The sequence below is a fragment of the Methylobacterium sp. GXS13 genome, assembly GCF_001455965.1.
Lineage (GTDB): Bacteria > Pseudomonadota > Alphaproteobacteria > Rhizobiales > Beijerinckiaceae > Methylobacterium.
Map to the genome: position 1 here is coordinate 1 of NZ_LKKO01000033.1, position 25,627 is coordinate 25,627.

The 25,627-nt window shown below is 67.2% G+C and carries 21 protein-coding genes and 3 pseudogenes; 11 read left to right on the plus strand and 13 right to left on the minus strand.

Annotation, left to right across the window (positions count from 1 at the left end):
• From AO398_RS12135 to AO398_RS12145, 3 genes and pseudogenes are all read right to left on the minus strand, one after another.
• Positions 1-288: pseudogene (locus AO398_RS12135) on the minus strand (DUF4011 domain-containing protein); the annotation flags it as partial.
• A gap of 73 nt (positions 289-361) precedes the next feature.
• Positions 362-763 carry a helix-turn-helix domain-containing protein gene (locus tag AO398_RS12140; protein ID WP_058192305.1) on the minus strand — a complete coding sequence of 134 codons (402 nt, stop codon included), beginning with the start codon at positions 761-763 and terminating at the stop codon, positions 362-364.
• A gap of 632 nt (positions 764-1,395) precedes the next feature.
• Complete coding sequence (locus AO398_RS12145) at positions 1,396-1,989, minus strand: cupin domain-containing protein (RefSeq protein WP_058192353.1); 594 nt, start codon at positions 1,987-1,989, stop codon at positions 1,396-1,398.
• A 173-nt stretch (positions 1,990-2,162) separates the two neighbouring features.
• Here AO398_RS12145 and AO398_RS12150 point away from each other — a divergent pair, with 173 nt between their 5' ends.
• From AO398_RS12150 to AO398_RS12165, 4 genes are read left to right on the plus strand one after another with little or no spacing between them, the layout of a single operon-like run.
• Positions 2,163-2,930 carry an ABC transporter substrate-binding protein gene (locus AO398_RS12150; RefSeq protein WP_058192306.1) on the plus strand — a complete coding sequence of 256 codons (768 nt, stop codon included), beginning with the start codon at positions 2,163-2,165 and terminating at the stop codon, positions 2,928-2,930.
• Positions 2,931-2,935: 5 nt separating this feature from the next.
• Positions 2,936-3,589: an amino acid ABC transporter permease gene (locus tag AO398_RS12155; RefSeq protein ID WP_007562626.1), complete on the plus strand. Its 654-nt coding sequence runs from the start codon at positions 2,936-2,938 to the stop codon at positions 3,587-3,589.
• Positions 3,586-4,317 carry an amino acid ABC transporter ATP-binding protein gene (locus AO398_RS12160; protein WP_058192307.1) on the plus strand — a complete coding sequence of 244 codons (732 nt, stop codon included), beginning with the start codon at positions 3,586-3,588 and terminating at the stop codon, positions 4,315-4,317. The genes AO398_RS12155 and AO398_RS12160 overlap by 4 nt, the downstream gene beginning before the upstream one ends.
• Positions 4,318-4,325: 8 nt before the next feature.
• Complete coding sequence (locus tag AO398_RS12165; protein ID WP_058192308.1) at positions 4,326-5,615, plus strand: FAD-binding oxidoreductase; 1,290 nt, start codon at positions 4,326-4,328, stop codon at positions 5,613-5,615.
• Positions 5,616-6,124: 509 nt separating this feature from the next.
• On the opposite strand, the gene AO398_RS12170 is transcribed toward AO398_RS12165, so the two are convergent.
• From AO398_RS12170 to AO398_RS12180, 3 genes are all read right to left on the minus strand, one after another.
• On the minus strand, positions 6,125-6,322 hold the full coding sequence (locus AO398_RS12170) for a DUF2852 domain-containing protein (protein WP_058192309.1): 198 nt from the start codon (positions 6,320-6,322) through the stop codon (positions 6,125-6,127).
• Between the two features lie 67 nt (positions 6,323-6,389).
• Positions 6,390-7,337: a dihydrodipicolinate synthase family protein gene (locus AO398_RS12175; protein WP_058192310.1), complete on the minus strand. Its 948-nt coding sequence runs from the start codon at positions 7,335-7,337 to the stop codon at positions 6,390-6,392.
• A gap of 104 nt (positions 7,338-7,441) precedes the next feature.
• A complete protein-coding gene (locus tag AO398_RS12180; protein ID WP_058192354.1) occupies positions 7,442-8,119 on the minus strand; it encodes a GntR family transcriptional regulator in 678 nt (225 codons plus the stop codon).
• 117 nt (positions 8,120-8,236) lie between these two features.
• Here AO398_RS12180 and AO398_RS12185 point away from each other — a divergent pair, with 117 nt between their 5' ends.
• From AO398_RS12185 to AO398_RS12195, 3 genes and pseudogenes are all read left to right on the plus strand, one after another.
• Positions 8,237-9,829 (plus strand): ABC transporter substrate-binding protein, encoded by a 1,593-nt coding sequence (locus tag AO398_RS12185; RefSeq protein WP_058192311.1) that lies wholly within the window; start codon positions 8,237-8,239, stop codon positions 9,827-9,829.
• 12 nt (positions 9,830-9,841) lie between these two features.
• Positions 9,842-10,081 (plus strand): annotated as a pseudogene (locus AO398_RS27490) (IS630 family transposase); the annotation flags it as partial.
• An 83-nt stretch (positions 10,082-10,164) separates the two neighbouring features.
• Positions 10,165-11,348 (plus strand): IS3 family transposase gene (locus tag AO398_RS12195; RefSeq protein WP_152997503.1). Its coding sequence is split into 2 segments (ribosomal slippage): positions 10,165-10,462 and positions 10,462-11,348, totalling 1,185 coding nucleotides; the frame shifts between segments, so codons are not numbered across the junction.
• Here AO398_RS12195 and AO398_RS12200 read toward each other — a convergent pair.
• Positions 11,314-11,703, minus strand: a complete 390-nt coding sequence (locus AO398_RS12200) for a hypothetical protein (protein ID WP_244498744.1) — start codon at positions 11,701-11,703, stop codon at positions 11,314-11,316. The two genes, AO398_RS12195 and AO398_RS12200, sit on opposite strands and share 35 nt — an antisense overlap.
• Positions 11,704-12,393: 690 nt before the next feature.
• Here AO398_RS12200 and AO398_RS12205 point away from each other — a divergent pair.
• Positions 12,394-12,735: a hypothetical protein gene (locus tag AO398_RS12205; protein ID WP_152997504.1), complete on the plus strand. Its 342-nt coding sequence runs from the start codon at positions 12,394-12,396 to the stop codon at positions 12,733-12,735.
• Positions 12,736-12,870: 135 nt separating this feature from the next.
• Positions 12,871-14,218: pseudogene (locus AO398_RS12215) on the plus strand (IS3 family transposase).
• Positions 14,219-14,762: 544 nt separating this feature from the next.
• Here AO398_RS12215 and AO398_RS12220 read toward each other — a convergent pair.
• The 6 genes from AO398_RS12220 to AO398_RS12245 form a co-directional block, all read right to left on the minus strand.
• The gene (locus AO398_RS12220; protein ID WP_058192316.1) at positions 14,763-15,791 is read right to left on the minus strand and encodes an alpha/beta fold hydrolase; all 1,029 of its coding nucleotides are present in this window, start codon (positions 15,789-15,791) and stop codon (positions 14,763-14,765) included.
• The gene (locus AO398_RS12225; RefSeq protein ID WP_058192317.1) at positions 15,788-16,687 is read right to left on the minus strand and encodes a fatty acid desaturase; all 900 of its coding nucleotides are present in this window, start codon (positions 16,685-16,687) and stop codon (positions 15,788-15,790) included. Before AO398_RS12225 ends, AO398_RS12220 begins: the two co-directional genes overlap by 4 nt.
• A gap of 98 nt (positions 16,688-16,785) precedes the next feature.
• Complete coding sequence (locus tag AO398_RS12230) at positions 16,786-18,435, minus strand: ABC transporter ATP-binding protein (RefSeq protein ID WP_058192318.1); 1,650 nt, start codon at positions 18,433-18,435, stop codon at positions 16,786-16,788.
• The gene (locus tag AO398_RS12235; RefSeq protein WP_058192319.1) at positions 18,432-19,268 is read right to left on the minus strand and encodes an ABC transporter permease; all 837 of its coding nucleotides are present in this window, start codon (positions 19,266-19,268) and stop codon (positions 18,432-18,434) included. Before AO398_RS12235 ends, AO398_RS12230 begins: the two co-directional genes overlap by 4 nt.
• A complete protein-coding gene (locus AO398_RS12240) occupies positions 19,268-20,254 on the minus strand; it encodes an ABC transporter permease (protein ID WP_058192320.1) in 987 nt (328 codons plus the stop codon). The genes AO398_RS12235 and AO398_RS12240 overlap by 1 nt, the downstream gene beginning before the upstream one ends.
• A complete protein-coding gene (locus AO398_RS12245; protein ID WP_058192321.1) occupies positions 20,251-21,834 on the minus strand; it encodes an ABC transporter substrate-binding protein in 1,584 nt (527 codons plus the stop codon). Before AO398_RS12245 ends, AO398_RS12240 begins: the two co-directional genes overlap by 4 nt.
• 317 nt (positions 21,835-22,151) lie before the next feature.
• Between AO398_RS12245 and AO398_RS12250 the strand changes: the two genes are divergently transcribed.
• Positions 22,152-23,723 carry an ABC transporter substrate-binding protein gene (locus AO398_RS12250; protein WP_152997505.1) on the plus strand — a complete coding sequence of 524 codons (1,572 nt, stop codon included), beginning with the start codon at positions 22,152-22,154 and terminating at the stop codon, positions 23,721-23,723.
• Positions 23,724-23,731: 8 nt separating this feature from the next.
• Positions 23,732-25,297: a GMC family oxidoreductase gene (locus tag AO398_RS12255; protein WP_058192355.1), complete on the plus strand. Its 1,566-nt coding sequence runs from the start codon at positions 23,732-23,734 to the stop codon at positions 25,295-25,297.
• Positions 25,298-25,627: the final 330 nt, after the last annotated feature.

Sequence of the window (25,627 nt, forward strand, 5' to 3'; positions counted from 1 at the left end):
CAGCATCTCCAGGAGGGTCGGATTGATCCGGACCTCGTCGTCGTGCCGCGCCAACCGGAAGCCGGCGCGCACGCTGGATCGCTTCAGTGAGACCGGGATGAGGAGGAGGGGGGCTCGGTAGGGGGCCCCGCCCTCCTTCTTCGTCCACGACAGGAAGCCGATCGCGAGAAAGAGGATATTGGCCCCGCCTTCCTCGAAACCATTGCGGGCGAGACGATAGAGGTCGAGCAAGCGGCGATCGAGATCGGCCTCGGTCGCGGTCGTGTACAGCTCGCCCCGGGCGAGGGCGGCCTCGAGGTAGCTTCCTCTCGCGCCGAACCGGCATCCACTTCGGCGGAGACCACTCTAAGCCAAAGCTTTTTCACTCAGAGCGGCGCCGATCCTCGTCGAAATGCAGGTAGACGGGGTCGAACTTGGCCGTGGCGACGAGGCCTAGCCAGTCGCCGATGGTGAAGTGGCCGCCCTGGAGGACGATCTTGCGCTGTGCCCGCAGGGTCCGAACCGACCGGTTGAAATGCACCGCCGTGACGCCGACTGCATCGGCCAGATCCGCCTGCGTCGGCGGCAGCGGACAGGAAAGGTCGCCCGCCAGCTCCACGGCGCGCTGGCGCATGTACATTTCGCAGAACAGATGTTCCGTGCGCCCCAGGAACTGCCGTCGACCGAGTGTCATGATCCGCTCGCGGTAGACTAAGGCATCGGCCAGCGTATCGCGCCAGAGTGCCGCCATGACCCCGGGCCGGCCGACGGCGAGGGCGCGCATCGCGCCTCGTGCGGGATTGGAACCCGAACAGCCTCTCGATCCGCGGGCGGTGCCACACGAGCAGGTCGAACGGCGACATGAGGGCCGCCTCGTGGTGCTGGCTGACCGATTAGGGGGGCGGCGTCATGCACTCAAGCGTGCGGACTGTACCCTACGCGGGTGAACTACTTCACGGGCCTTGTCTGCTTCGCGGATTTCGGGAGAAGCCGCTGAATGGCTGGGATGGGCGCAAAGCCGAACGTCGGCTTTCGGGCAGCGAGCCAACGGTGGCTTACGACCTGCTTCTTCCAGCAGCTCTCTGGAGCCGGAATGTGGGTCTTCACAAACTAGGATCGACGACCGAGCGACACATCCTTGGTCGAAAGCGGCTCAAGGTGTGAATCAGCGTTGAAGCATAGCCCCCGCAGAACCTTCAATAAATTACTGATAAATCCAATAAAATCTGGATTTTAATGCGGTCACGATCGGCGCCGATCGTGACCGCACCTCTCAAGATCGTTACGTCTAACTCGCAATGGCTTAAGCAGAGTTGCGGGAGGGGGCATGCTTCGACGCCGATCCACATGCCGAGACCGTGACGGGTCGCGACGGCCGAGCGCGGCACGGGCTGGCCGAGCTTCTGCCGCCCGCGCTCATGGAGCGGCCGCTCGCGCCATCCCCAACGCGTTCACCCACAGGACGACGGCGCGCGCGCTCTCGTCGGGATTGCGGAACCGGTGCGGCCGATGGCTGGCGAAGCGGAAGCTGTCGCCGGCCGCCAGTTCCAGCGTGCGGGCTTCGACGACCAGGGTCAGGCGTCCCTCCAGCACCAGGCCGGCTTCCTCGCCGTCGTGGCTGAACAGCTCCGCGCCGGTGCTGGCCTCCGGCTCGAGCACCATGTGGAACAGGCTGAGGCTCTGCGGCCCCCCCGCGGGCGTCAGCAGCTGCTTGGTGATGCCGGCGCGCCAGAGCTTGAGCTCGGCCCGGTCCCGCTCGAACACCACGATCGGATCAGGGTCCTTCTCCGACGGCGCCGCCTCGAACAGGCCGCCGATTCCGGTCTTGAGGGTGTCGGCGAGCAGGGCCAGGACGCGCAGCGACGGCGAGGACAGGCCGCGCTCCACCTGACTGATGAAGCCGATCGACAGCCCGGTGATGGCCGCGACCTTCTCCAGCGACAGGCGCCGCTCCTGGCGCAGGGCGCGCAGCCGCTGGCCCACGGCCCGGTCCACCGGATCGGCGGCCATCGGTTCGACTTTGGGCCTGCTCACTGCGGCATCATCCTGGAGGATCCGTGGCATCTTCATGCACGTGAAATCACCTTGCGTCGAGCCGCGAACCGTGCGGTAATCTTCACAGATATGAAAACAGACGAGCGATAGCGCAAAGCCGCGCTATGCCAGTGTTGAGGATCCGCGCCATGAGACGCCTGCTTCCGAGCCTGGGCCTGGGCCTCGCCCTGATGATCGCCGGCCCGGCCAGGGCCGAGCCGCCCCTGCGGGTCGGCGCCACGCCCACCGGCCTGCCGTTCACCTTCCTCGACACCAAGACCAACACGATCCAGGGGGTCATGGTCGACCTCGTGAATGCGGTCCGCAAGGAGGCCGGCTTCGCCGTCGCGGTGGAACCGCTGCAATTCTCGACGCTGATCCCGGCGCTCACCGCCTCGAAGATCGACATCATCTCGGCGGCGATGTTCATCACGCCCCAGCGCAAGGAGGTCGTGGCCTTCTCGGCGCCGGTCTACAGCTACGGCGAGGGGCTGATCGTCCCCAAGGCCGACACGAAGGACTACACGTCCTTCGCCGACCTGAAGGGTGAGACCGTGGGCGCCCAGGTCGGCACCGCCTTCGTCGAGCCGCTGAAGAAATCGGGTCTGTTCGCCGAGGTGAAGATCTACGACGCGATCCCGGACATCATCCGCGACGTGAATTCCGGACGGCTGAAGGCCGGCTTCGCCGACGCCCCGATCCTGGCCTACTACGTCAAGCAGGGGATGTTTCCCGGTGTCCGGCTGGTCGAGAGCCTCAAGCCGAGCGTCGTCGCTTCGGTGGGCATCAGCGTGCGCAAGGCCGACACTGCCCTGCTCGCCAAGATCGACGCGGCCCTGGCCAAGCTGAAGGCCGACGGGACGCTCGAGAAGATCCTGACGAAGTGGGGTCTGCCGCCCTCCGCCGACCGGTCCTGAGCTTCATGCGCGAGTTCCTCGCCGACGCGCAGGATTATCTGCCGATCCTGTTCCAGGGCGTGCAGCTCACGGTCCTGATCACCCTGGCCTCCCTGGTGGTCTCGACCCTGCTCGGCCTGTTCTGGGCGGTGCTGCGGGTCTCTGGGATCGCCGTGCTGGCCGGTTTCAGCGCGGTGATGATCAACATCCTGCGCGGCATCCCGATCATCGTGCAGCTGTTCTACATCTACTTCGTGCTGCCGGATTTCGGCCTGTCGCTCACCGCGGTCCAGGCGGCGATCATCGGGCTCGGGATCGCCTATTCGGCCTATCAGGCTGAGAACTTCCGGGCCGGCATCGAGGCGGTGGACCGCGGGCAGGTCGAGGCGGCGCTCTCGATCGGCATGGGCTGGTGGATGACCATGCGCCGGGTGATCCTGCCGCAAGCGGTCAAGATCGCGCTGCCGCCCTACGGCAACATCATGATTATGATGCTCAAGGATTCGTCCCAGGCCTCGACCATTACGGTCGCGGAGCTGGCGCTCCAGGGCAAGCTCATCGCCTCCTCGACCTTCAAGAACACCAGCGTCTACACGATGGTGGCGCTGATGTACCTGGCGCTCAGCCTGCCACTGATCCTCCTGGTGCGCCATCTCGAAGCGAAGGGGCGCCACCGGTGATCGTCCTTGAGGATATGCGCAAGCATTACGGCTCGCTGGAGGTGATCAAGGGTGTCTCCGCCGAGGTCACTAAGGGCGAGGTGGTGTGCATCATCGGGCCGTCGGGTTCCGGCAAATCGACCCTTCTTCGCTGCATCAACGGGCTCGAAGCCTATGACGGCGGGCAGATCCGCGTCGGCGGGCAGCGGGTCGACCGGGATGCGCGCAGCATCAAGGCGATCCGCACGCGGGTCTCGATGGTGTTCCAGCGCTTCAACCTGTTCGCCAACCGCACCGCCCTTGAGAACGTCGTCGAGGGGCCGATCCACGTGAAGGGCGAGCCGCGTGCGGAGGCCGAGGAGCGGGCGGGCGCCCTGCTCGCGCGGGTCGGGCTCTCCGGCAAGGAGCACGCCCGGCCCGACGCGCTGTCCGGCGGCCAGCAGCAGCGCGTCGCCATCGCCCGGGCCCTGGCCATGAGACCCGAGGCGATCCTGTTCGACGAGCCGACCTCGGCGCTAGATCCCGAACTGGTCGGCGACGTCCTACGGGTGATGCGCGGGCTGGCCGACGAGGGCATGACCATGCTGGTCGTGACCCACGAGATCGGGTTCGCCCGGGAGGTCGCCGACCGGGTGCTGTTCCTCGACGGCGGACGCCTGGTCGAGCAGGGCCCGGCCGCCGAGATCCTCAACCGTCCGCAGCACCCGCGCACCCAGGATTTCCTGCAGCGCGTGCTGCACCCGCTCTAGGGATCACCGTGGCCGAACCGTTTCCCCTCGCGCCGTCGCTCTGGGCCACCACCGCGCCGCCCGGACCCGAGACGCCGCCGCTGACCGAATCCGGACAGGCGGACGTCGTCATCGTCGGCGGCGGCTTCTGCGGCCTCTCGACCGCCCTGCACCTGGCCGAGCGCGGGATCCGGCCGGTGGTGCTGGAGGCCCGCGAGGTCGGCTTCGGCGGGTCGGGGCGCAACGGTGGTCAGGTGATCCCGGGGCTGAAATACGATCCCGCCGACCTCGTCGCCAAGTTCGGGCGCGAGCGCGGCGAGCGGCTCGCGCGTTTTGCCGGCAGCACAGCCGACACGGTCTTCGACCTGATCACGCGGCACGACATGGATGTGCCGCACCGGCGCGCGGGCTGGATCCAGGGCGCGCATACCGAGACCGGGCTTGCCGAGGTCGCGCGTCGGGCGGAGCAATGGGCCGGCCTTGGTGCGCCGACCCGGGTCCTCGACAAGGCCGAGACCGATCGGCTGCTCGGGACGGAACGGTACCTCGGTGGTTGGCTCGACGGCCGCGGCGGCGCGGTCCAGCCGCTGAGTTACGCCCGCGGCCTCGCCCGCGCGGCGCTGAAGGCCGGCGCCGTCATCCACGGGGCCAGCCCGGTGACCGGCTTGTCCCGCAACGGGTCGACCTGGACCGTCACCACCGCACAGGGCGCGCGGCTTTCGACCGAGCGGGTCGTCCTGTGCACCAACGGCTACACCGGGGCCCTGTGGCCCGGCCTCGCACAGACCGTGATCGCGGCCAATTCCTTCCAGGTCGCCACGAAGCCGCTCTCGGACAACCTGCGCCGCTCGATCCTGCCGGAGGGGCAGGTCTCCTCGGACACGCGCAAGCTGCTGCTGTATTTCCGCCTCGACCATACCGGACGCCTGCTGATGGGCGGCCGCGGCCCGTTCCGGGAGCCGCGCACGCCCCGGGACTGGGCGCATCTCGAGCGCATCGTCGGCAAGCTCTTCCCGCAGCTCGACGGGACCGCGTTCGACCATCGCTGGTGCGGCCGCGTCGCGATCACCCGGGATTACCTGCCCCACCTCCACGAGCCCGCCCCCGGGCTCCTCATCGACATCGGCTGCCAGGGCCGCGGTGTCGGCCTGCAATCCACGATGGGACGGGCAATCGCCGATTACATCACGACGGGCGACACCGACCGCCTGCCGCTTCCGCTGACACCGGTCGCACCGCTACCGCTGCACGTGTTCCACCGCCTGTACGTCTCGGCGATCATCGCCTGGTACCGGCTCAGCGATGGCGGCATCCGCTAGTACAAAGGGGGCAGCCGTATGCCTCGACGAGAATGGCGGGTTTGTCCGCTGTGGCAGGAGCCCCTTCGCCGACAAAATTCGGGTCCGACATCTCAAGCAGGCCGCTAGTGATACGATATTGGAAACTCCGATGTCGCGAAAATCTGCCCAATAACCCAAATTTCTCCAATTTCTGCTTTGGAGATGCAGCCGAAGGTCATCAGATGATCGGGATGGGCGCAAAGCTGAACGACCGGTTTTGCGTCCCCTGGCGATCCAGCATGACGTAGTCTGGCCGGAAGCGGAGCGTCTGCTTCGGAGAATGGGCGCCAGAAGAGCGGACGGGCTTGGACTGACCCATTCCGGGCGCTCCGATAACCATCGACGCTTTCCGAAACCGGCTACCTGTTACTGCAGGCCGAGGCTGTTCCATCCTTGACGATCCCGCAGCGAACCAACACCGCGCCGCGACAAGCTTAAAGAGTTCTGCTGGCCGGCAGCCCGTACCGCCGGCGCAACCATACTTGAAGCTAACCGGGTCGGTGATCGGGGTGATCGGCAGTTCCGGCGATGTCGATCACCGTCCCATAATTATCGGGATGTTCCGCCATAAAGCGGTCGAAGGTGGCGCGATCCTTGGCGCGCTTCAGCCTGTCACCGAAGCTCTCAAAATCTTGGCGGTGGATTTCGAGAGCGCACCGCTGTGCCTCAATACGGCTGATCCCCATACCGCCTTCGCCACGCTTACCCGTGCCCTCATCTCCAGCGCACAGGTCAAACGGCTTGTCCCTGACTCTAAGCGACCTCCTTCGACCAGCGCGCGTACCACGCCTTGAAGATCCGCAACTGGTTCTCCGCGTAATGGCGTTGGCCGGCACTCAGCGCGTCGGAGGCATTGAAGTGGAGCGCATATTCCGGGCTCCCCTCCAGCACCATCAGGTACTTGTAATAGAGCACGAGGTCGGGCCCCTCGTCGTAGCTTGACAGGATCGCCAGCGCAGCATCGAGCTCCCCCGCCCGCCGCCGAGCCAGGACGTCGCCGGTGGCCGCCTTCTCGCACAGGGCGACGAGATGGAGCACCTCCCGCGGCAGGACGTTGCCGATGCCCGTGATGGCGCCCCGGGCGCCGCAATTGACGTAGCCGTGCACCACCTGCGTATCCACCCCAACCATCAGAGTGATGTCGGGCGACTGGCCGGCGATGTGCTCGGCCGCGTAGGTGAGCGAGGCCGCGCCGCCAAATTCCTTGAACCCGACGAGGTGGGGGTAGCGGGCGCGCAAGCGGAAGAACAGCTCCGCCCGGGTCTCAAAGCCGTAATAGGGGCTGTTGTAGATCACCGAAGGCAGGTCGACGGCCGCCTCCAGGATGCCGCCGAAATGTGCCTCCTGGGCTGCGGCCGAACTGCCGCGCGACAGGACCCGCGGGATGATCATCAGCCCGTGGGCGCCGGCCAGCACGGCGTCCGCCGCGAGCGCCGCCGCCCGCTTCGGGTTCTGCGCGCCGGTCCCTACGATCACCGGGACGCCGGCGGCGAGCAGCCGCTCGACACCAGCCATCCGCTCCTCGTCGGTGAGCAGCGGCCAGTCGCCCATCGAGCCACAGTAGACGACTGCCGACATTCCGGCATCGACGAGTTCCCGACCCTTGCGCGCCAGGGCGTCGAGGTCGGGCGTCCGGTCCGGCCGGCAGGGCGTCATCAGGGCCGGGATCGTGCCGGAGAAGATGTGTCGATCGAAGGCCATCGCCGGCTCGCCTACTGGGAAGTGGGATCGTCCCGGGCGGCCTTGCGGGCCTCGCGGGGCGGCACGCCTCTCCATGGCAGCGACGCGCGAGTCTGGCAAGGATTTTATACAATCACGGTCGAGCGGGCCGGGTCCGGCGTGGCGCCGAGGAACGCCATCAGCGCTACGGCGACGTGATCGATATGGTCGGTCAGGAGGGCGCAGGCGGCCGAGACGTGGCCGTTCCGGCAGAGCCGCACGATCTCGCGGTGCTCGCGGTCGGCCCGTTCCAGCTCGGCGCTGTCGGTGGAGAGCTGCAGGCGCGTGTAGCGGTCGCACTCGGCCAGCAGGGAGCCGACCAGCCCGAGCGCGCGGGGACGCTCCGCCCGGCCGTAGAGGAGGAGGTGCAGCTCCGTGTTGAGGGCGCCCCAGCGCGCCGTCGCGCCAGCTCGCAGGGCCGCGGCGTACTCCTCCAGCAGCGCGTCGGCCCGGGCGTAATCTCCGGCGGTCAGGCGGGGCGCCGAGAGTGCCAGGAGGCGCGGCTCGAGGGCTCCCCGGAGTTCGAGGGCCTCCGCGGCTTCCGCGGGCGAGAGCGGTGCCACCATGGCCCCGCGATGGGGCAGGATCCGCACCAGGCCCTCCGCCTCCAGCTGGAACAGGGCCTCGCGCACCGGGATCCGGCTGGCGCCGAACTCCGCCGCGAGGCCGTCCTGGCGGAGTTGCGAGCCGGCCGGATAGCGTCCGTCGAGGATGCGCCGCCGGATCTCGGTCCCGATCGAACCCGCGATGGTCCGGTTCTTCATCGTCTCGCTCCCGGTCGGCACCAGATGCTCCGCAAGACCCTTGACGGCGGAGCTCCGGTATTGAAATTGTATAAAATCAATCGGGCATCGGGCTCGATCAGGACAAGGGTGCCCGCGATGACGCTCTCCCGCCGCCAGATTCTGGCCGGTACCGCAGGCGCGGCCGCCGGTCTCGGCCTCCCGCACCTGGTCCGGGCCCAGCCCGGCAGTGGCAGCGTGCTGCGCTTCATCCCGTCGACGCCCCTGCCGTCCCTCGATCCGATCGTCGCCACGAGCTACGTCATCCGCAACCACGGCTATCTCGTCTACGACACGCTGTTCGCCACCGACGAGAATTTCCGCATCCAGCCGCAGATGGTGAGCGACTGGCAGACCGCGCCCGACGGCCTGCGCTGGACCTTCCATCTCCGCGACGGCCTCACCTTCCACGACGGCTCCCCCGTCGAGGCCAAGGACTGCATCGCGTCCATCGCGCGCTGGTCCAAGCGGGACGCGTTCGGCCAGACCCTGGCGGGCTTCGTGGAGGCGTACGGCCAGGAGGACGCGCGGACCTTCACCATCACGCTGAAGAAGCCCTTCCCCCTCCTCCCGGCGGCGCTCGGCAAGCTGTCCTCGAACGTGCCCTTCATAATGCCGGAGCGCATCGCGCTGCAGGACGCGTCCAAGCCGATCGCCGACGCCATGGGCTCCGGGCCCTGGCGCTTCGAGGCGCGGGAATGGATCCCCGGACAGAACGCGATCTATACGCGCCATGCCGGCTACCGCCCTCGCGAGGAGGCGCCCTCCTGGGCCGCAGGCGGCAAGGTCGCCAAGGTCGACCGGATCGAGTGGCTCGCCATCACCGAGGCGTCGGCGGCGGTCGGCGCGATGATCCAGGGGGCGGTCGACTGGTACGAGCAGCCGGCGATCGACCTGATCCCCGTCCTCAAGGGCAAGCCCGGTATCGAGATCCGGAACGTTCCCCTCGGGCTGATCCTGCTGATGCGGTTCAATCACACGCAGCCGCCGTTCAACAATCCCGAGATCCGCCGGGCCGTGATGATGGCCATGAAGCAGGACGACTACATGCAGGCGGTGGTCGGCAGCCCCGAATACTACCGGGAGGCCAAGACCTTCTTCACGCCGGGCTCGCCGATGTCGACTGGGGCCGGCCAGGCCGCCGCCATGCAGGAGGACCTTGGCAAGGCCAAGGCGATGCTGGCCAAGGCCGGCTACAAGGGCGAGCGCGTCGTGCTGCTGGCCCCGGCCGACCAGCCGATCGCCTACAACCAGTCGCTCGTGACCCAAGAGTTGCTCAAGCAGCTCGGGATGAATGTCGATCTGGTCTCGACCGACTGGGGCAGCTTCATTGCCCGCCGCGGCAATCGCGGGCCGGTCGATGCCGGGGGCTGGTCGCTGTTCCACACTCTCTGGTCGGGGGCGGATGTGCTCAACCCGGCCCTGCACCCGCTGATCCGCGCCAACGGTCAGGCCGCGTGGTTCGGCTGGCCGGACGACCCGACCCTGGAGACGCTGCGCAGCGACTGGATCGCGACCGCGGACGAGGCGCAGCAGAAGGCGCTCGCCGCGCGCATCGAGGAGCAGGCCTTCGCGGTCGTGCCCTACGCGCCTGCGGGCCTCGTGCAGCAGCCGATGGCGGTCAGCACGAAGCTCAAGGGCATGGTCATGGCGCCGGTGCAGTTCTTCTGGAACATCGAGAAGACCGGTTGAGGCCGGGCGTCGCGTTGGACCTTCCACTTCACTCCAACGTCGGCCTCATCGCTTAACGCGGTCGAGGGCTTCTTCTCGGCGCTCACGCGCCGTCGGCTGCGGCGCAGCGCTCGCACCGGCGTCGTCGACCTGCAGGCAGCCATCGATCGCTACATCGCCGGATACAACCGAAGCGCCAGACACTTTGATTGGGCCAAACCCGCCACCGACATCCTCGCCGCCGTCAGCCGATCCCCTGAACCATCTGTCTGAGACAGCGCACTAGTCGGCTACTGATCCTCCCCTGGTTTCACGGACACCTCTGATACGCTCCTTGCGGGCGGGGAAGGTGTTTGATGGCGAAGACGAGACGCGAGTTCACTCCCGAGTTCAAACGCGAGGCGGTGGCCCTGCTGGAAAGCAGCGGCCGGCCACAGACGCAGATCGCGGCCGAACTTGGGATCCAACCCTCGATGTTGAGGCAGTGGCGCTCGGCGCTGATGGGTGGCTCCCCACCGCCACGGGCAGCAGGATCACCGGGAGCCCCAGTCGCGAGCCCGGTGGCTTCCCCCTCCGATCAGGCGGCCGAGATTGCCCGTCTGCGGCGTGAGCTCGACCGGACGCGTATGGAGCGCGACGTCCTAAAAAAAGCGATCGGCATCTTCGCGGAGATGCCCAAGTGACGTTCGCCTTCATCGAGCAGCATGCGAGCATCTGGCCGGTGCGTCTCATGTGCCGCGTGCTCGAAGTTTCCCCCAGTGGCTATTACGACTGGCGATCTCGCCCCGAGAGCGACCGATCGGCCTCCAACCGTCGGCTCTTGGACCACGTCCGCCGCATCCACACCGAGCATCACAGGCGCTACGGCTCACCTCGGATGCATGCTGCCCTGCGCGCGGAAGGACGAACGGCCAGCCGCGGGCGGGTGGAGCGTTTGATGCGCTGTCATGGCATCCGGGCCCTGGCAGGGCGCCGATTCCGGCCCTGTACGACCGACAGCCGTCACGACCTGCCGATCGCACCCAACCTCGTGAAGCAACAGTTCTCAGCGGCGTTGCCCAACACGGTCTGGCTGGCAGATATCACCTATCTGCCGACCGGAGACGGCTGGCTCTACCTGGCCGCCGTGCTCGATCTCGCAACCCGCAAGATCGTCGGCTGGTCCATGCGCGAACACATGCGGACCGAACTGACGTCGGCGGCCCTGATGATGGCCACCCAACGGCAACGACCGCGGGCTGGCCTAATTTGCCACTCGGATCGCGGCAGCCAATACGCCGCCGAGGCCTATCGAAAGCAGCTCATCGGCATGAAGGCGATCCCCTCCATGAGCCGGACCGGCTGCTGCTATGATAACGCCCCGATGGAGAGCTTCTTCCATACCCTCAAGGTCGAGCTCGTCCACCAGCGACGATGGGCGACCCGGGACGAGGCTCGACGCGACTTGTTCGCCTACATTGAGGGCTACTACAATCGGCAGCGCATCCACTCGGCACTGGGCTACATCACCCCCGAGCAGGCCGAACGGAACGCGAGCTAAACCCCTGTCCGTGAAGTCGGGGGAGGAACATATCGAGCACGCGGTAGGTGGAGGGGCCCGGACCGTCACGGCGCTTGCTGAAGCGCGAGATGGTATCGACTAGGACTTCCTGCTCGCCCTTCTCACCAGTGTCAGAGCCTTCGGTGAAGCCGAACAGGTGCTCGGTGTCGACATCCTTCTGCCCGTCAGTTTTGCCGCGCTTCCCGCCCGAGCTGCCGCTGTTCGACGAGGATTTCGCCTTGTCATCCTTCGGTTCCTCGGCAAGGCCAGAGGCCGTAGCGAGACTTGAGGTCAGCAACATGGCGATGGCAGATTGCGAGATGCATCTCGCCAACAGAGCGTGCCCGATCATCACCCTGCGGCGTTCCCCGACTAATGCGCACAACGATGAGTAGACACGCAGACGAGCGCCTGCCAGTTACAGAATGGCAACGCCAAGTGAAAACGCTTCGGTGAAGGGATGACTCGGCAGGGGTGACGTAGTCGGTAGCTCTTCAGCTGCGATCAGGCCTAAGCCGAGGTCCGCTTCGGAGCACGCACGCAACCCGCTCGGGCGACCGTTATGGGCGCAAAGCCGAAGGTCCGCTTATCGGCGCCCGGGTAGCTTCAATGCTAAGATTTTCTTCATAGCCAACACCACGGGAATTCGGCAGGACTGTTCGTCGCATATTGGCATCCGATGGCCTCGCTGAAGGGTGATCACGCGCTGTCGAACCCGTTCTCACAGTTTGACCTGTGCCACGAAACGTTGCTACGAAGTCCGAACTTGGAGCGAGCAAAAGCCTTTTATTTGCAACGGGCTCGGGTGTACGGCGGCGAATCCCCCCCCTCTCCGCCAGTCCCATCATGAACGTCATAAATTTGCGTTTTCGCGGTGATGGTTGCTGCGATCGCAGCATAAACCTGCGTCTGCGACACTGCAGCCATTGAAGTGTCAGCGCTTTTTTCCGAGCCTGTGATCGTGGCGTCCGCTCGATGTCCGGACCGACGCACAGCTCTGGATCTCGTGGTCCAGAGGTCACCGGGACAGATGGGACGAGACTCTATGCCAAGCGAAACCAGGCATGTTGCCCAAACCGTGTCGCCATTTCTGATGCGGTTCGCGCAGGCACGAATGGGCATAGACGTATTGCCGGGTCGCTATTGCCCAGAGCGCGACGTCTGGGTCACGGACAGCCCGGAAGGATTGATCCCGCTCATTCAGAGCCAAGAAGAATGCCAAGCCATCGAGACCGTGACGCGCGTTTTGGCGGAGCAGACCGATCAATCGATCGGTGGCGCATACGCGGGGACCGTTGCAAGCACAACGAGCACTTCCGTCAACATGGAGCGCACGGACGTACGGGGTGATGCGATGCCGCTCCACCTGGCGGTGACCTTGACCTAGGTACACGCCGAACAAACCGACAAGTGATCCTCCTCGTCACCAATCGACGTTGTCCGCCGTCAGCACCTGTGGGACAGATTGAGGGTCTTCACGAACGGAGGATGGCTGGTTCACCGTAGCCCCTGAGGAGCGAAAATGAAGCAGACTTCCGGACCGGCCAAGAAGCCGGCTGAAGCGATGATCAAGGACATCCGTCGGGCCACACGTCGGCAGTTCTCGTCCGAGGAGATCCGTGTGGTGCTGGAAGGCTTGCGTGGCGAGGACAGCATCGCCGAGTTGTGCCGACGTGAGGGGATCGCCGCCTCGATGGACCACGGCTGGTCCAAGGAGTTCCTGGAGGCTGGCAAGAAGCGCCTATCCGGCGACACGGCTCGTGCGGCCAGCACGGATGAGGTGCGGGATCTCCGTCGCGAAGCGGGGGCGCTGAAGGAGGTCGTCGCTGATCTCGTCCTGGAGAACCGTCTGCTTAAAAAAAGCATGCGCGGGGTTGGGGGCGACGAGGCATGAGGTACCCGCCCCCCGAGAAGCTGGAGATCATCCGGCTGGTCGAGCAATCCCACCTGCCGGTGCGTGCCACCCTGGACAAGCTCGGCATCCCGCGCTCGACGTTTTACCGCTGGTACGACGCCTACCAGCGCGGCGGCCCCGAGGCGTTGAATGATCATCCTTCGCAGCCGAGCCGGGTCTGGAACCGCCTGCCTGCGGAGATCCGCGAGCAGATCGTGGCCCTGGTTCTGGAGGAGCCTGAACTCAGTCCGCGTGAGCTGGCGGTGCGCTTCACCGACGAGCGTCGCTACGTCGTCTCTGAAGCGACCGTCTACCGGTTGCTCAAGTCTCAGGACCTGATCACCAGCCCGGCCTATATCGTCATCAAGGCCGCCGACGAGTTCCGCGATAAGACCACCGCGCCCAACCAGCTTTGGCAGACGGACTTCACCTGCCTGAAGGTCGCTGGCTGGGGCTGGTCCGACCTGTCGACGGTCCTGGACGACTTCTCACGCACCATCGTCGCCTGGAAGCTGTGCACGACGATGCAGGCCAGCGACGTCACCGCCACGCTCGACCTCACGCTGGGTGCGGCGGGGCTCGATCAGGCGCAGGTGATGCCGCGGCCACGCCTGCTCTCCGACAACGGGCCGAGCTACGTCGCCAGCGACCTGGCTGACTGGCTCGGCATTCGGGGCATCACCACATCCGCGGTGCGCCATGCCATCCTCAAACGCAGGGCAAGATCGAGCGTTGGCATCAGACGATCAAGAACCGCATCCTGCTCGAACACGCCTCCTTGCCCGGCGAACTGGAGACGCAGGTTGCCGACTTCGTCGAACACTACAACCATGCCCGAGCCCATGAGAGCCTGAGCAACCTCACGCCCGCTGACGTCTACTTCGGACGCGGCGAAGGGATCCTGGCCGAGCGGGAACGCATCAAGCGCCAGACCCTGATGGATCGCCGCTTGCGCCACCACGCGCAGGCCGCCTAACCTCTTACCCCAGATGGACCAGAGCCTCCGCTCCTGAACACCGCAGATTGTCCCAAATCATCTGACGACGGACAATTGGGCTTTGAGGCCAAAAGCGGACCTTCGGCTTTGCGCCCATCTCAGTCATTCAGGCAGCTCAGGCCGCTTCTCCATAGCAAACATTCAGCGCGACGGCTGTTTCGCTAAGCGATTTGCATTAGGGCACGCTACGGATCGAGGTGCACCGAGATAGTCCGCAGGCGTGTGCGACCCAGTGCGCGACTTGGGAAAGTCCGCTCCCAGGCTGACGAGAGGAGCGGCCTATAGCTGGTTTGGGTAGTTTTGGGCCCGTCCGCTTTCGGGAAGCAAAGTCGGGAAACCGAACATTCAATCAATTGGGGCGTAGGACAGCTTCGCGCCCAATGTCGCCGTTTATCCAATCCTCGCAGCATCTCAAAAGGGAACGCTGCTGCAAACGTCGTGGGTTGGATCACGTGAACGAAGGTGCCCGGCCCGGGACGGAGATGTGTACCTGCCGATTCGCAAGTATGCGAAGGTCCCGCACTCACATGTCTTCGGATGATCCGAGGAACGCCCGTACCGTATCGCGGAGAAAAGCCGCATCGGCCGGGTGGGTGGAGGGATTGCCCGCACGGTGGCCCCAGATGCTGGGGATCGGCCGCAGGATGGCATCGCGGAGGTGGGGCAGCTCGGCCGCGTTGTCGGCGACGCGGAAGTAGAGGTCGGTCTCCCCGGGCATCAGCAGCAGCCGGGCCGTGATCGCGCCGAGCGCCCGCGCCAGGTCGCCGTCGAAGCCCGGGTTGCGGCTGATGTCGCCCGCGTCCCAGGTGCAGAGCTGTGCGTAGAGGTCGGCCGCCGGGCGCCGGGCGAAGCGTTCCTCCCAGTCGGTGCGCAGGAAGGTATCGAGGTCCGGTGCGCCGAGCGTCGTCCGGTGCAGGTCTGCCCGGTAAAAGTCCTGGCTGAGCGCCCAGCCGGCGTAGATGCGCCCGAAGGCCCGCAGCGACGCGGCGGGCTCGGCCGAGAAGCGGCCCGCGCCACGATACTCGGGCGCGGCCTCCAGCACCGCCATGAGGCCCTTCAGGAACACGCGGTTGTGGGTGGCGGTGCGGGCGCTGCCGCAGGTGATCACCGTCCGGGCGACCTGCTCGGGGAACAGGGCCGCCCAATGGTAGGCCTGCTGAGCGCCCATGGACCAGCCGTAGACGGCGTGTAGGTGCTCGATTCCCCAGATCTCGGCGATGAGGCGGCGCTGGGCGTGGACATTGTCCCAGGCGGTGACGAGGCCGGGCCAGTCCGGCGTATTCGATGGGCTCGATGACAGCCCGTTGCCGAACATGTCCGGGATGACGATGAACCACTGCTCTGGATCGAGCACGCCGTCCGGGCCGATCAACCATTCGAGGTCGGGATGCTGGGCCGCGTAGCTCGTCGGATAGAGCACGACGTTGTCGCGTCTGGGCGAGAGCGTCCCGTGCGTCTTCCAGCGCAGATGCGCGCCCGGCAGCACGGCGCCCGACTGAAGCGGCAGGTCCCCGAGTTCGAAGGTTCCGGTAGCCGTCGGCCATCCGGTCACGGGCGCAACGTCCGGACGAAGCCGACATGCCACTTGGCGTAGCCGCGCTGCAGCACGACGAGGCGCTTGCGCATCGCCGCGTGGGCGTCCGGAAGGCGGTGGAACGGGATCGACGGATAGAGGTGGTGCTCGGTGTGGAACGGCATGTTCCACATGAGCAGACGCATCAGGCCGTTGGTCAAGGTCGTGCGGGTGTTGGTCAGGCCGTTGTCGTCCATGGTGCAGAGCGTGTGCTCGGTGAGCAGGTAGAGCCGCAGGAACGGCTGCCCGAGGAGCTGCGGCCCGATCCAGAACACCAGGGGCGCCCACCAGCCGATCAGCACCATACCGAGAACTGAGACGCCGAGCAGGAAGGCGCACATCAGTCTGAGCGACCGGATGATGCGCGGCGCGGTGCGCTCCGTGATGAAGGGGTAGGCCGATAGGTCGCCGCGCAGGCCGGCCGCAGCAACTTGGAGGCGGGTGCGCCAGTAGGGCAGCGCCATCACGCGCCAGACATAGGCGTCGAGGGTTGAAGGTGGCAGCAACGCGAGTTCGGGGTCGTGCTCGGGATCCTGCGTGTGGCGGTGATGGGCGAGGTGGAAAGCCGTGTAGAAGTGCCAGTTCAGGAGCGACGGGCAAGCGACTAGCCAGCCGACGACGGCGTTGGCCCGGCGCGAGCGGAACGCGGTCAGGTGGATGGTCTCGTGGATCGGCGCAAACAGCGCCGATTGCACGATGCCGAGCAGCATCATGGCGGGCAGCAGCGTCCACGATCCGGAGCGCCAGACCAGCCAGCCGGAGCCGGCCAACATCAGGACATGCGCCCCAAGGCGCATCGCACCGCGCAGGTCCGAGCGCTGCGACAGCGCCTTTACCTCCGCGCCCGACAGAATCCGTCCGCTCGCCGAAGCCATGGATCTCCCCGAAAGTTGCACGCGCCTCGCAAAACACATGGCCGCTGCATCATCCGTGCCGGTGCCGCGGGCCTTCGTCGCCGAACCGGCGGGCGCACTCAGGCGGTCAGCGCCTCGGGCGCCGACGCGTCGAGACCGCCGAACAGGCGACGGCCGGGCATCGCGGCCACGAGGCCGCGGGTGTATGGGTGCTCGGGCGCCGCGAAGATCGCAGCGGCCGGTCCCGTCTCAACGATCCGGCCCCGCTGCATCACCGCGACCCGGTCGGCGATCCGGGCGGCGATGCGCAGGTCGTGGGTGATGAATAGCATCGCGAGATTGTACTCGGCACGGAGCTCCGCCAACAAGTCGAGCACGCGGGCCTGGACGGAGACGTCGAGCGCCGAGACGGCCTCGTCTGCCACGAGGACGCGCGGCTTGAGCGCCAGCGCCCGGGCGATGCAGATGCGCTGGCGCTGGCCGCCGGAGAACTCGTGCGGGAAACGGTCGGCGGCGCCGGCTTTCAGGCCGACCCGCTCGAGCAGCGCCCGCGCCTCGGCGACGGCCTCGGCCTTCGGTACGCCGTAGGCCATCGGGCCGCGGGCGATCGCCTCGCCGACTCTCTGGCGCGGGTTCAGCGCCGCGAACGGATCCTGGAACACGATCTGGATGCGGCGGCGTGCGACCCGGAGCGCCTCGCCCCGCAGGGCCAGGAGATCCTGCCCCTCGAAGCGGACCCGGCCCGAATCCGGCTCGGCCAGACGCAGGATCATCTGCCCGAGGGTCGACTTGCCCGATCCCGACTCGCCCACTACCGCCACCGTCTCGCCGGCCGACAGCGTGAGGGAGATCCCGTCCGCGGCGACCACGCGGCGGGCCTGACGGAACCACCTTTGCCGCGTGATGAAGGTCTTTGAGAGTGCCTCTATCTCGAGCAGCGGCGGCAATGCCGCCGTCGTCCTGCGCGCCGGGCGGCCGCTGCCATGCGGCACCGCGGCGATCAGGGCCCGGGTGTAGGGGTCGCGGGGCGTGGTCAGGAGCGCTTCGGCGCTGCCCTGCTCGACTACCCGGCCGTCGCGCATCACCACGACGCGGTCGGCCATCTCGGCGACCACGCCGAAATCGTGCGTGATCAGCAGGACGCCCATCTGCCGCTCGCTCTGGAGGCGGCGGATCAGCGTGAGGATTTGCGCCTGCGTGGTCACGTCGAGGGCGGTAGTCGGCTCGTCGGCCACCAGCAGCGCCGGATTGTTGGCCATGGCGATGGCGATCATCACCCGCTGGCGCTGGCCGCCCGACAGCGCGAACGGAAAGCTGGCCCGGATCCGCGCCGGGTCCGGCAGGCCGACATCCTGGATCAGCGCGCCGACCCGCGCTCCGACCGCGGCGCGCGGCGTTTCCGGCGCATGGGCCCGTATGGCCTCGGCAATCTGCTCGCCGATACGCTTCAGCGGGTTCAGCGCGCTGAGCGGCTCTTGAAAGATCATCGCGGCGTCGCGTCCGCGGATGGCGCGCATCTCCGCCTCGGACGCGGTGGCGATGTCGCGCCCGCGAAGCGTGACGCCGCCGCCGGCCACGGTCACCCCCGGCGGCAGCAGGCCCAGGATCGCATGGGCGATCATCGACTTGCCCGACCCCGACTCGCCCACGAGGCAGACGATCTCGTTGGCGCCCACCGTGATCGAGACGTCGCTCACCGCCTGGGCCCGGTCGGCGGCCCGCGGCAGGCGGATGGAGAGGTCCGTGATCGTGAGGACCGGCTGGCTCATGCGCCGCTCCGCCGGGCAAGCCGCGGGTTGAGCGCGTCGTTGAGCGCCTCGCCGACGAGGTTGATGGCGAGCACCGTCACCAGGATCGCAGCACCGGGGAAGACGCTCGTCCACCAGGCCTGCCGGATGACCGTGCGGGCGGCACCGACCATGTAGCCCCAGGACATCAGGTTCGGATCGCCCAGACCGAGGAAGCTCAGCGCACTCTCGATCAGGATCGCGGTGGCGACCGTGAGCGAGCCGGTGACGATGATCGGCGCCAGGGCGTTCGGCAGGATGTCGCCCAGGACCAGGGCCGCGGGGCGCTCGCCCTGGCAGGCGGCGGCCCGTACGAAGTCCCGGTTCTTCAGCCGCAGGAACTCGCCGCGGGTCAGGCGTGCCAGCGGCGGCCAGCTGATCGCCGCGATCGCCAGGATCTCGTGGGCGAGCGACGGCCCCAGGGTCGCGACCAGCAGCACCGCCAGGATGAAGCCGGGGATTGTCTGGAACAGCTCGGCGATCTGCATCAGTACGCCGTCAACGAGGCCGCCGAACCATCCGGCCGTCGCACCGATCACCACGCCGACCAGCAGAGCCGTGAGCGTCGAGGCGAGGCCGATCGCCAGCGAGACCCGGGCGCCGTGGGCGAGGCCGGCGGCGATGTCCCGGCCCATCGTGTCGGAGCCCAGGGGCAGGTCCGGGCTCAGCGGCGGCTCGAATGGCGCGCCGACCATCTCCCAGGGATCGACCGGGACGAGGAGCGGCGCGAAGATCGCCACCGCGACCACCGCAACGAGGAGCACGAGGCCGATCACCCCGCCGGGGTTGCGCAGGAATGCCCGGATGACCCCCATCACGCGGCCTTCGCGGAGGCGGCGATCCGCGGATCGATGAGCCGCGAGAGCAGGTCAGTCAGCATGTTGATGAGGATCACGAGCACGGACATCACGAGGAAGATCCCGAGCAGGACCGGATAGTCGCGCTGGCTGAGGGCCTCGAACACCAGCCGACCGAGGCCCGGCCAGGCGAACACCGTCTCGACCACCACCGAGCCGCCGACCAATGCGCCGGCCTGCATGCCGGCCACCGTCACCACCGGCAGGATCGCGTTGCGGATCATGTGATCGCGGATCACGCGGCCGCGGGTGAGGCCCTTGGCCCGGGCGGTCTTCACGAAGTCCTGGGCGGCGACCTCGACGATCGAGGTCCGCATCAGGCGGGCGTAGACCGCCAGATAGACCGCGGCGAGCGACAGGACGGGCAGGATCAGGTGCGCCAGCACGTCGCCGACCTGCCCCAGCGGCGAGAACGTCGTACCGACGCTGCGGTAGCCGAAGGCCGGCAGCCATTCGAGCTGGACTGAGAAGACCAGCACCAGCATCAGGCCAAGCCAGAAGACCGGCATGGCGTAGAGCACCAGCGCCACGAGGCCGATCAGGGTGTCGGACCACCGGCCCGCCCGCACCCCCGAGAGGGTGCCGAGCAGGATCCCGGATCCGAGCGCCAGGGCGAAGGCCGTGCCGGTGAGCAGCAGGGTCGCGGGCAGCCGCTCCAGCACAAGGCCGAGCACCGGCCGCTGCTGCCGGTAGGAATAGCCGAGGTCGAGCCGCAGGACCCGGCCCAGATAGGTCGCGAGTTGCACCGGGTAGGGCTTGTCGAGGCCGTATTCGGCCCGGAGCTGTCGGAGGAGCGTCTCGTCCGAGGCGCCGGACTGCCCCGCGATGACCTGGGCCGGATCGCCGGGCGCCGCGTGGACGAGGGCGAAGTTCACGCTGGCGATGACCAGGATCACCGCCAGCGTCCGCGCGATCCAGGCGGCCAGGGCGGCTATCGTCCTCATGCGCGATAGGCCCGGGCGAAGGTGTCGTTCACGCCGCTGCCCGTGACGACGAGATCCTTGATGCGCTTGTCGGTGAAGGTCGGGAAGTCGAGTTCGGTGAGCCACGCCACCGCGACGTCCTCGACCAGGATCTTCTGGACCCGGCTGTAGAGCGCCTGCCGGGTCGCGTCGTCCCGCGCCACGGCGGCTTCCTCGAACAGCCTGTCGACTTCCGGGTTGCTGTATCCGGAGGTGTTCGAGAACAGGATGCCCTTGCGGATGTTCGAGGAAATGTAGGAGCGTGCCACGCCGAGCGCCGGATCGCCGTACTGGTAGGTCCAGGGCGCGGACATCTCGAATTCCCAGTTGCCGCAACGCGCCGCCCAGCCGCCGACGTCGATGCCCTCCAGCACGATGTCGATCCCGACTTTGCCGAGGGACTGGCGCACGTACTCCGCCACCCGCTGCCACATCTCGCCGTAGGGCGGCACCAGGTATTTCAGGCTCACCCGCTTGCCGCCCGCGCCGGGCTTCAGCCCCATCTCATCGAGGAGCGCCGTCGCCTTCGCGGGGGCGTACTCGTACGTCTTCACGTCCGGCTCGTAGAACCGCGTCTTCGAGGAGACTGGGCCGGTGGCGACCTTGCCGAGGCCGAAGAAAACGCGCTTGCGCAGGGCCTCCCGGTCGATGGCGTGCAGCACTGCCTGGCGGAAGCGCTTGTCGTTCATCGGCGCGATGCGCGTGTTCATCTCCAGCCAGAGATGGGGCGCGTAGAATTCGTAGCCCTTCGTGGTCATGTCGAGGTTCGGCAGCGCCTTGAGGCGCGGCACGTCGAAGGCCTCGACGTCGTTCCACTGGGTCAGCTGGATCGTGCCGCTCTCCAGGGCGACCGCCCGCGCGGCGGCGTCCGGGATCACCCGGTAGTAGATCTCGTCGAGATAGGGCTCGCCCTTCCGGTAGTAGCCCTCGTGGCGCACGAGATGGATGTGGGAGCCCTTCACCCACTCCTTGAGCTTGAACGGGCCCGTGCCGATCGCCCGGCCGTTGTTCGGGTTCTGCCGCAGGTCGGTGTTCTCGTAGAGCGCCTTGGAGATGATCGGCGCGGTCGTCGCATCGAAGGCGTGCAGGAACGGTGCGAACGGCTCCTTCAGCTTGAACACCACGGTGAGCGGGTCCGGCGCTTCGGCCGAGGCCAAGCGTGAGAACGTGCCGCGCGCCCGGGCATGTGCCTCCATCAGCGCCTTCGTGACCGAGAACACCACGTCCTCCGAAGTCATCGGCGAGCCATCGTGGAAGGTGATGCCGGGAAACAGCTTGAAGGTGTAGGTTAGGCCGTCAGGGCTGCGTTCCCAGCTCTGGGCCATGCCGGGCTTGGGCGTCAGGTCGAAATCGTAGGTCAGCAGACTCTCGTAGATCTTGCCGCAGACCGTGAGCGTGGGCGCCTGCTGATTGAGCGCCGAAACCAGGATCGGTGGCTCGGGCTGGATCACGGTGTTGAGGACGCCGCCCCGGGTCTGGCCTGCAGCGCGCGTGATGCCGAAAGGGATCGGCCCCGCCGCCCCTGCGACGAGCACCAGCTTGGCGAAATCGCGACGATTCATCCGGGACCTTTTCAAGCGCCTCGGACCGTCCGGGCGGACGGTCCTGCAATCCCCACGGCAGGCCGGGGCCGTGCCAGCCCAATGCATCGAACAGGCCACTTATGGGCATTGAGACGAGGCGGCCGACACGGAGAAGGTGAAGATGTCCGTGCACCGCCGTCGAGGAACGCACCGAGCCCGGCCTGTGCCGCCGCGCTGCTGCCTCCTGCTGGCCTGACCCAGGGCCGCAACCGACGCCGGGACGATCGCTGAAGCGGATAGTGCTATCGTCCTGGTATTGGGCTTGCCTATCCGGCCCGGACAGAGGGCGAATGCACATGAGACGATCCTGGCTTCCCGGGCTGCTTGCAGCCGCGGCGGCGTTCCTGGCACCTCTGGCGCCTGCATCGGCCCGGGCGGAAACGACGGTGCGGGCCGTGCTCGAAGCCGAGATCGTCACCCTCGATCCGTATTTCACCACGGCCTACATCACGCGGACCTTCGGCTTCATGGTCTACGACACGCTGTTCGCGCCGGACGCGAAGGGCCTGTTCAAGCCGCAGATGGTCGACACGTGGTCGGTGTCGGACGATCGTCTGATCTGGCGCTTCACCCTGCGCGACGGCTTGCGCTTCCATGACGGTACGCCGGTCCGGGCCACCGACTGCGTCGTCTCGCTGAAGCGTTGGGCGGCCCGCAGCGCGCTGGGCGGCCGGCTTATGGACGTGGCGGCCGCCCTCGACGCCGTGGACGACAGGACCTTCGTGCTCACGCTACGGGAGCCCTACGGCCTCGTGCTCGACACCCTCGGCACCACGTCGAGCCCGACGCCCTTCATCATGCCGGCCCGGCTCGCCGCGACGCCGCCCACGACGCAGCTCACGGAGGTCATGGGATCCGGTCCCTTCGTCTATGACCGCGCCGCGCACATCACCGGCGACCACATGCTGTTGCGCAAGAATCCTGATTACAGGCCGCGTCCCGAACCGGCCGACTTCCTCGCCGGCGGCAAGGTCGTGAAAGTCGATGCCCTCGACATCCGCGTCATCCCGGACGGTGCGACCGCCGTCGGGGCCCTCGGCGCCGGCGAGATCGATCTCATGCAGTACGCGCCCTTCGATCTGATCGAGCAGATCGAGCGCAACAAGAATCTGGCGGTGATGAACTTCACCGGCCCGCACCGTTTCACGGGGCATTACAGGATCAATACGGCAGCCAAGCCCTTCGACGACCCGGCGATCCGGCGCGTGCTGCTCCGCCTCGTGGATCAGCGCGAAGTCCTGGACGGGTTCGGCCTCGACCCGCGCTTCTCGCAGACCTGCGACGCCTTCTTCATCTGCGGCTCGCCCTACGAGACGCATGTCGGGGCCGAGCTCCTGCACGATCCGTCCGTCGCGGCGGCGCGGGCTGCCCTGAAGGCGACCGCCTACAAGGGCGAGCCGGTGATCGTGATGGCGGCCAACGACCTCGAGGCGGCGCGCGTCTCCTCCACGATCCTGGCCGACCGGCTGAAGCAGGCCGGCTTCACCGTCGATCTCCAGGTCATGGATTGGGCGGCCCTGCTTGCCCGTCGCACCAAGAAGACCGGCTGGAGCGTTTTCGGCATTCACGCCCTCGGCCTCGATCTCAGCTCGCCGCTGACGAACTCGGCGATCAACTTCACCTGCAAGGATGCGGCGAGTTCCGGGTTCATGTGCGACACGCGCATGGTCGGGTTGTTCGATCGGTTCGCCCGCGAGCCGGATCCGGACAAGCGGCGTGACATCGCCGGCGAGATCCAGTCCATCGTCTACGGCGAAGGCCTGGTCGTACCCTTCGGCCAGTTCGCCCAGCCGGCAGCCTACCGGACCTCCCTGACCGGGCTGATCCCGTCCGCCATCCCGCTCTTCTGGAACGTCGAGAAGCCATGAGCGCTGCCGTGTACGATGTCATCGTCGTCGGCGCCGGCTCTGCCGGTGCCGCCCTGGCCGCGCGCTTGTCGGAGGATCCCGGCCGCCGGGTGCTCCTGCTGGAGGCGGGCCGCGACTGGCGGTCCGCAGATGCCCCGCCGGCCCTGCGCTCGGCCAACATCGTCCCGTTCATGTACGATCCGAGCCACCAGGCGGACTGGCAATGGCCGGGGCTGATGAGCCGCCGAACCCGCGCCCAGGAGCCCCGCTTCTACTGGCGCGGTCGCGCGCTCGGCGGCAGTTCGACGGTAAACGCGCAGATCGCGATCCGCGGTGTCCCAGCTGCCTTCGATGCCTGGGCGGCGCAGGGCTGCACGGGTTGGTCGGCAGAGGACGTGATGCCGCTCTTCGACCGGATCGAGGACGACGCCGAATTCGCCACCGAGGCAGGGGCCCGTCGCGGCGGTCCGCTGCCGGTCTACCGCGCCCCGCTGGACGCGTGGGGCGCCGTCGACCGCGGGCTGAGGGAGGCCGCACTGGCGGACGGCTATGCCTGGAAGGCGGATCTCAACGCGCCGCAGGGCGAGGGCGTGTCGTGCAACCCGATCAACAGTCGCGACGGGCACCGGGTCACCACCAACGACGGCTATCTCGAACCGGCCCGCAACCGGCCGAACCTCGAGATTCGCTGCGAGGCGCTGGTCAATCGCGTCCTGTTCGAGGGGCGCAAGGCCGTCGGGCTCCGCGTCCGCTTCGGGACGGACGCCTGGACCGAGCTCCACGGCCGCGAGATCGTCCTCTGCGCCGGCGCCGTCCACAGCCCGGCGATCCTGATGCGCTCCGGCATCGGCCCCGCCGAGTCGCTTCGCGCCCTCGGCATCCCCATCCTTCACGCGCACGAGGCGGTCGGCGGTAATTTCATGGATCACCCGATCCTGAGGGCGACGATGGATCTGAAGCCCGGCCACCGGGCCCTCGGGCCGGATGCCCGCCATACCAATTGCTGCGTGACCTATTCGAGCGGTCTCGCGGGGGGCGGCGAGCGCGACATGATCGTCGTCGCCTACAATCACCGCGGCCTGACGGGTCTGGAACCGACCCCGCAGGGTGCCGTCGGCGTCGGTCTGTACGACGCCTTCTCGCGCGGTTCCCTGCACCTCACATCGGCTGATCCCGAGATCAATCCGGTCATCGAGGAGAACATGCTCGACGATCCGCGCGACCGCCTGCGGCTGCGCGATGCGGTGCGGCGGCTGGCGCGCCTGACGACGCATCCGGCGCTGGCCGACCTCGCGACGGCGATCCGGTTCGGCGAGAGCCCCCTCGCGCTGGGCGAAGCTGCGCGCCTCCCGGATTCCGAACTCGACGACCTGATGCTCGCGGAAGCGGGCGACATCCAGCACGCGGCCGGCACCTGCCGCATGAGCGGTTGGCAGGACGCATCCGGCGTCGTCGATCCCGATCTGAAGGTCCGCGAGATCGGCGGTCTGCGGGTCTGCGACGCGTCCATCATGCCCAGCGATTGCAGGGCCAACCTACATTTCACCTGCGTGATGATCGGGGAAAATCTTGCTCGGCGCATGAGCAATCAGTAATTTCCGGCGCCTATCGACGCCAAATTATCAATTCTCTTGAGGACATCGGTCGCTCGACATGGCCTGTGAGGCTCGAGATCAGACCCAATCGTGCGGGTCTTTGCGGTGATCGATTTGCGCCGACCGCAAAGACTGGCGCTGATGGAGCCCTTAAGCGCCGAAGAAGGGCTGATACCTCTGATTTGGACACTGGAATGGCCAGCTGTCTTAGAGCCTCTCACAAAACTCCCTCCGCACCGTCGCGTGCGAAGGGAGAGCTCCCGGGAACCTGAAGTTCTGTGAGGTGCTCTTATTCAGCCAAATATTGCCATGGAAGCCAATCTACCCCTC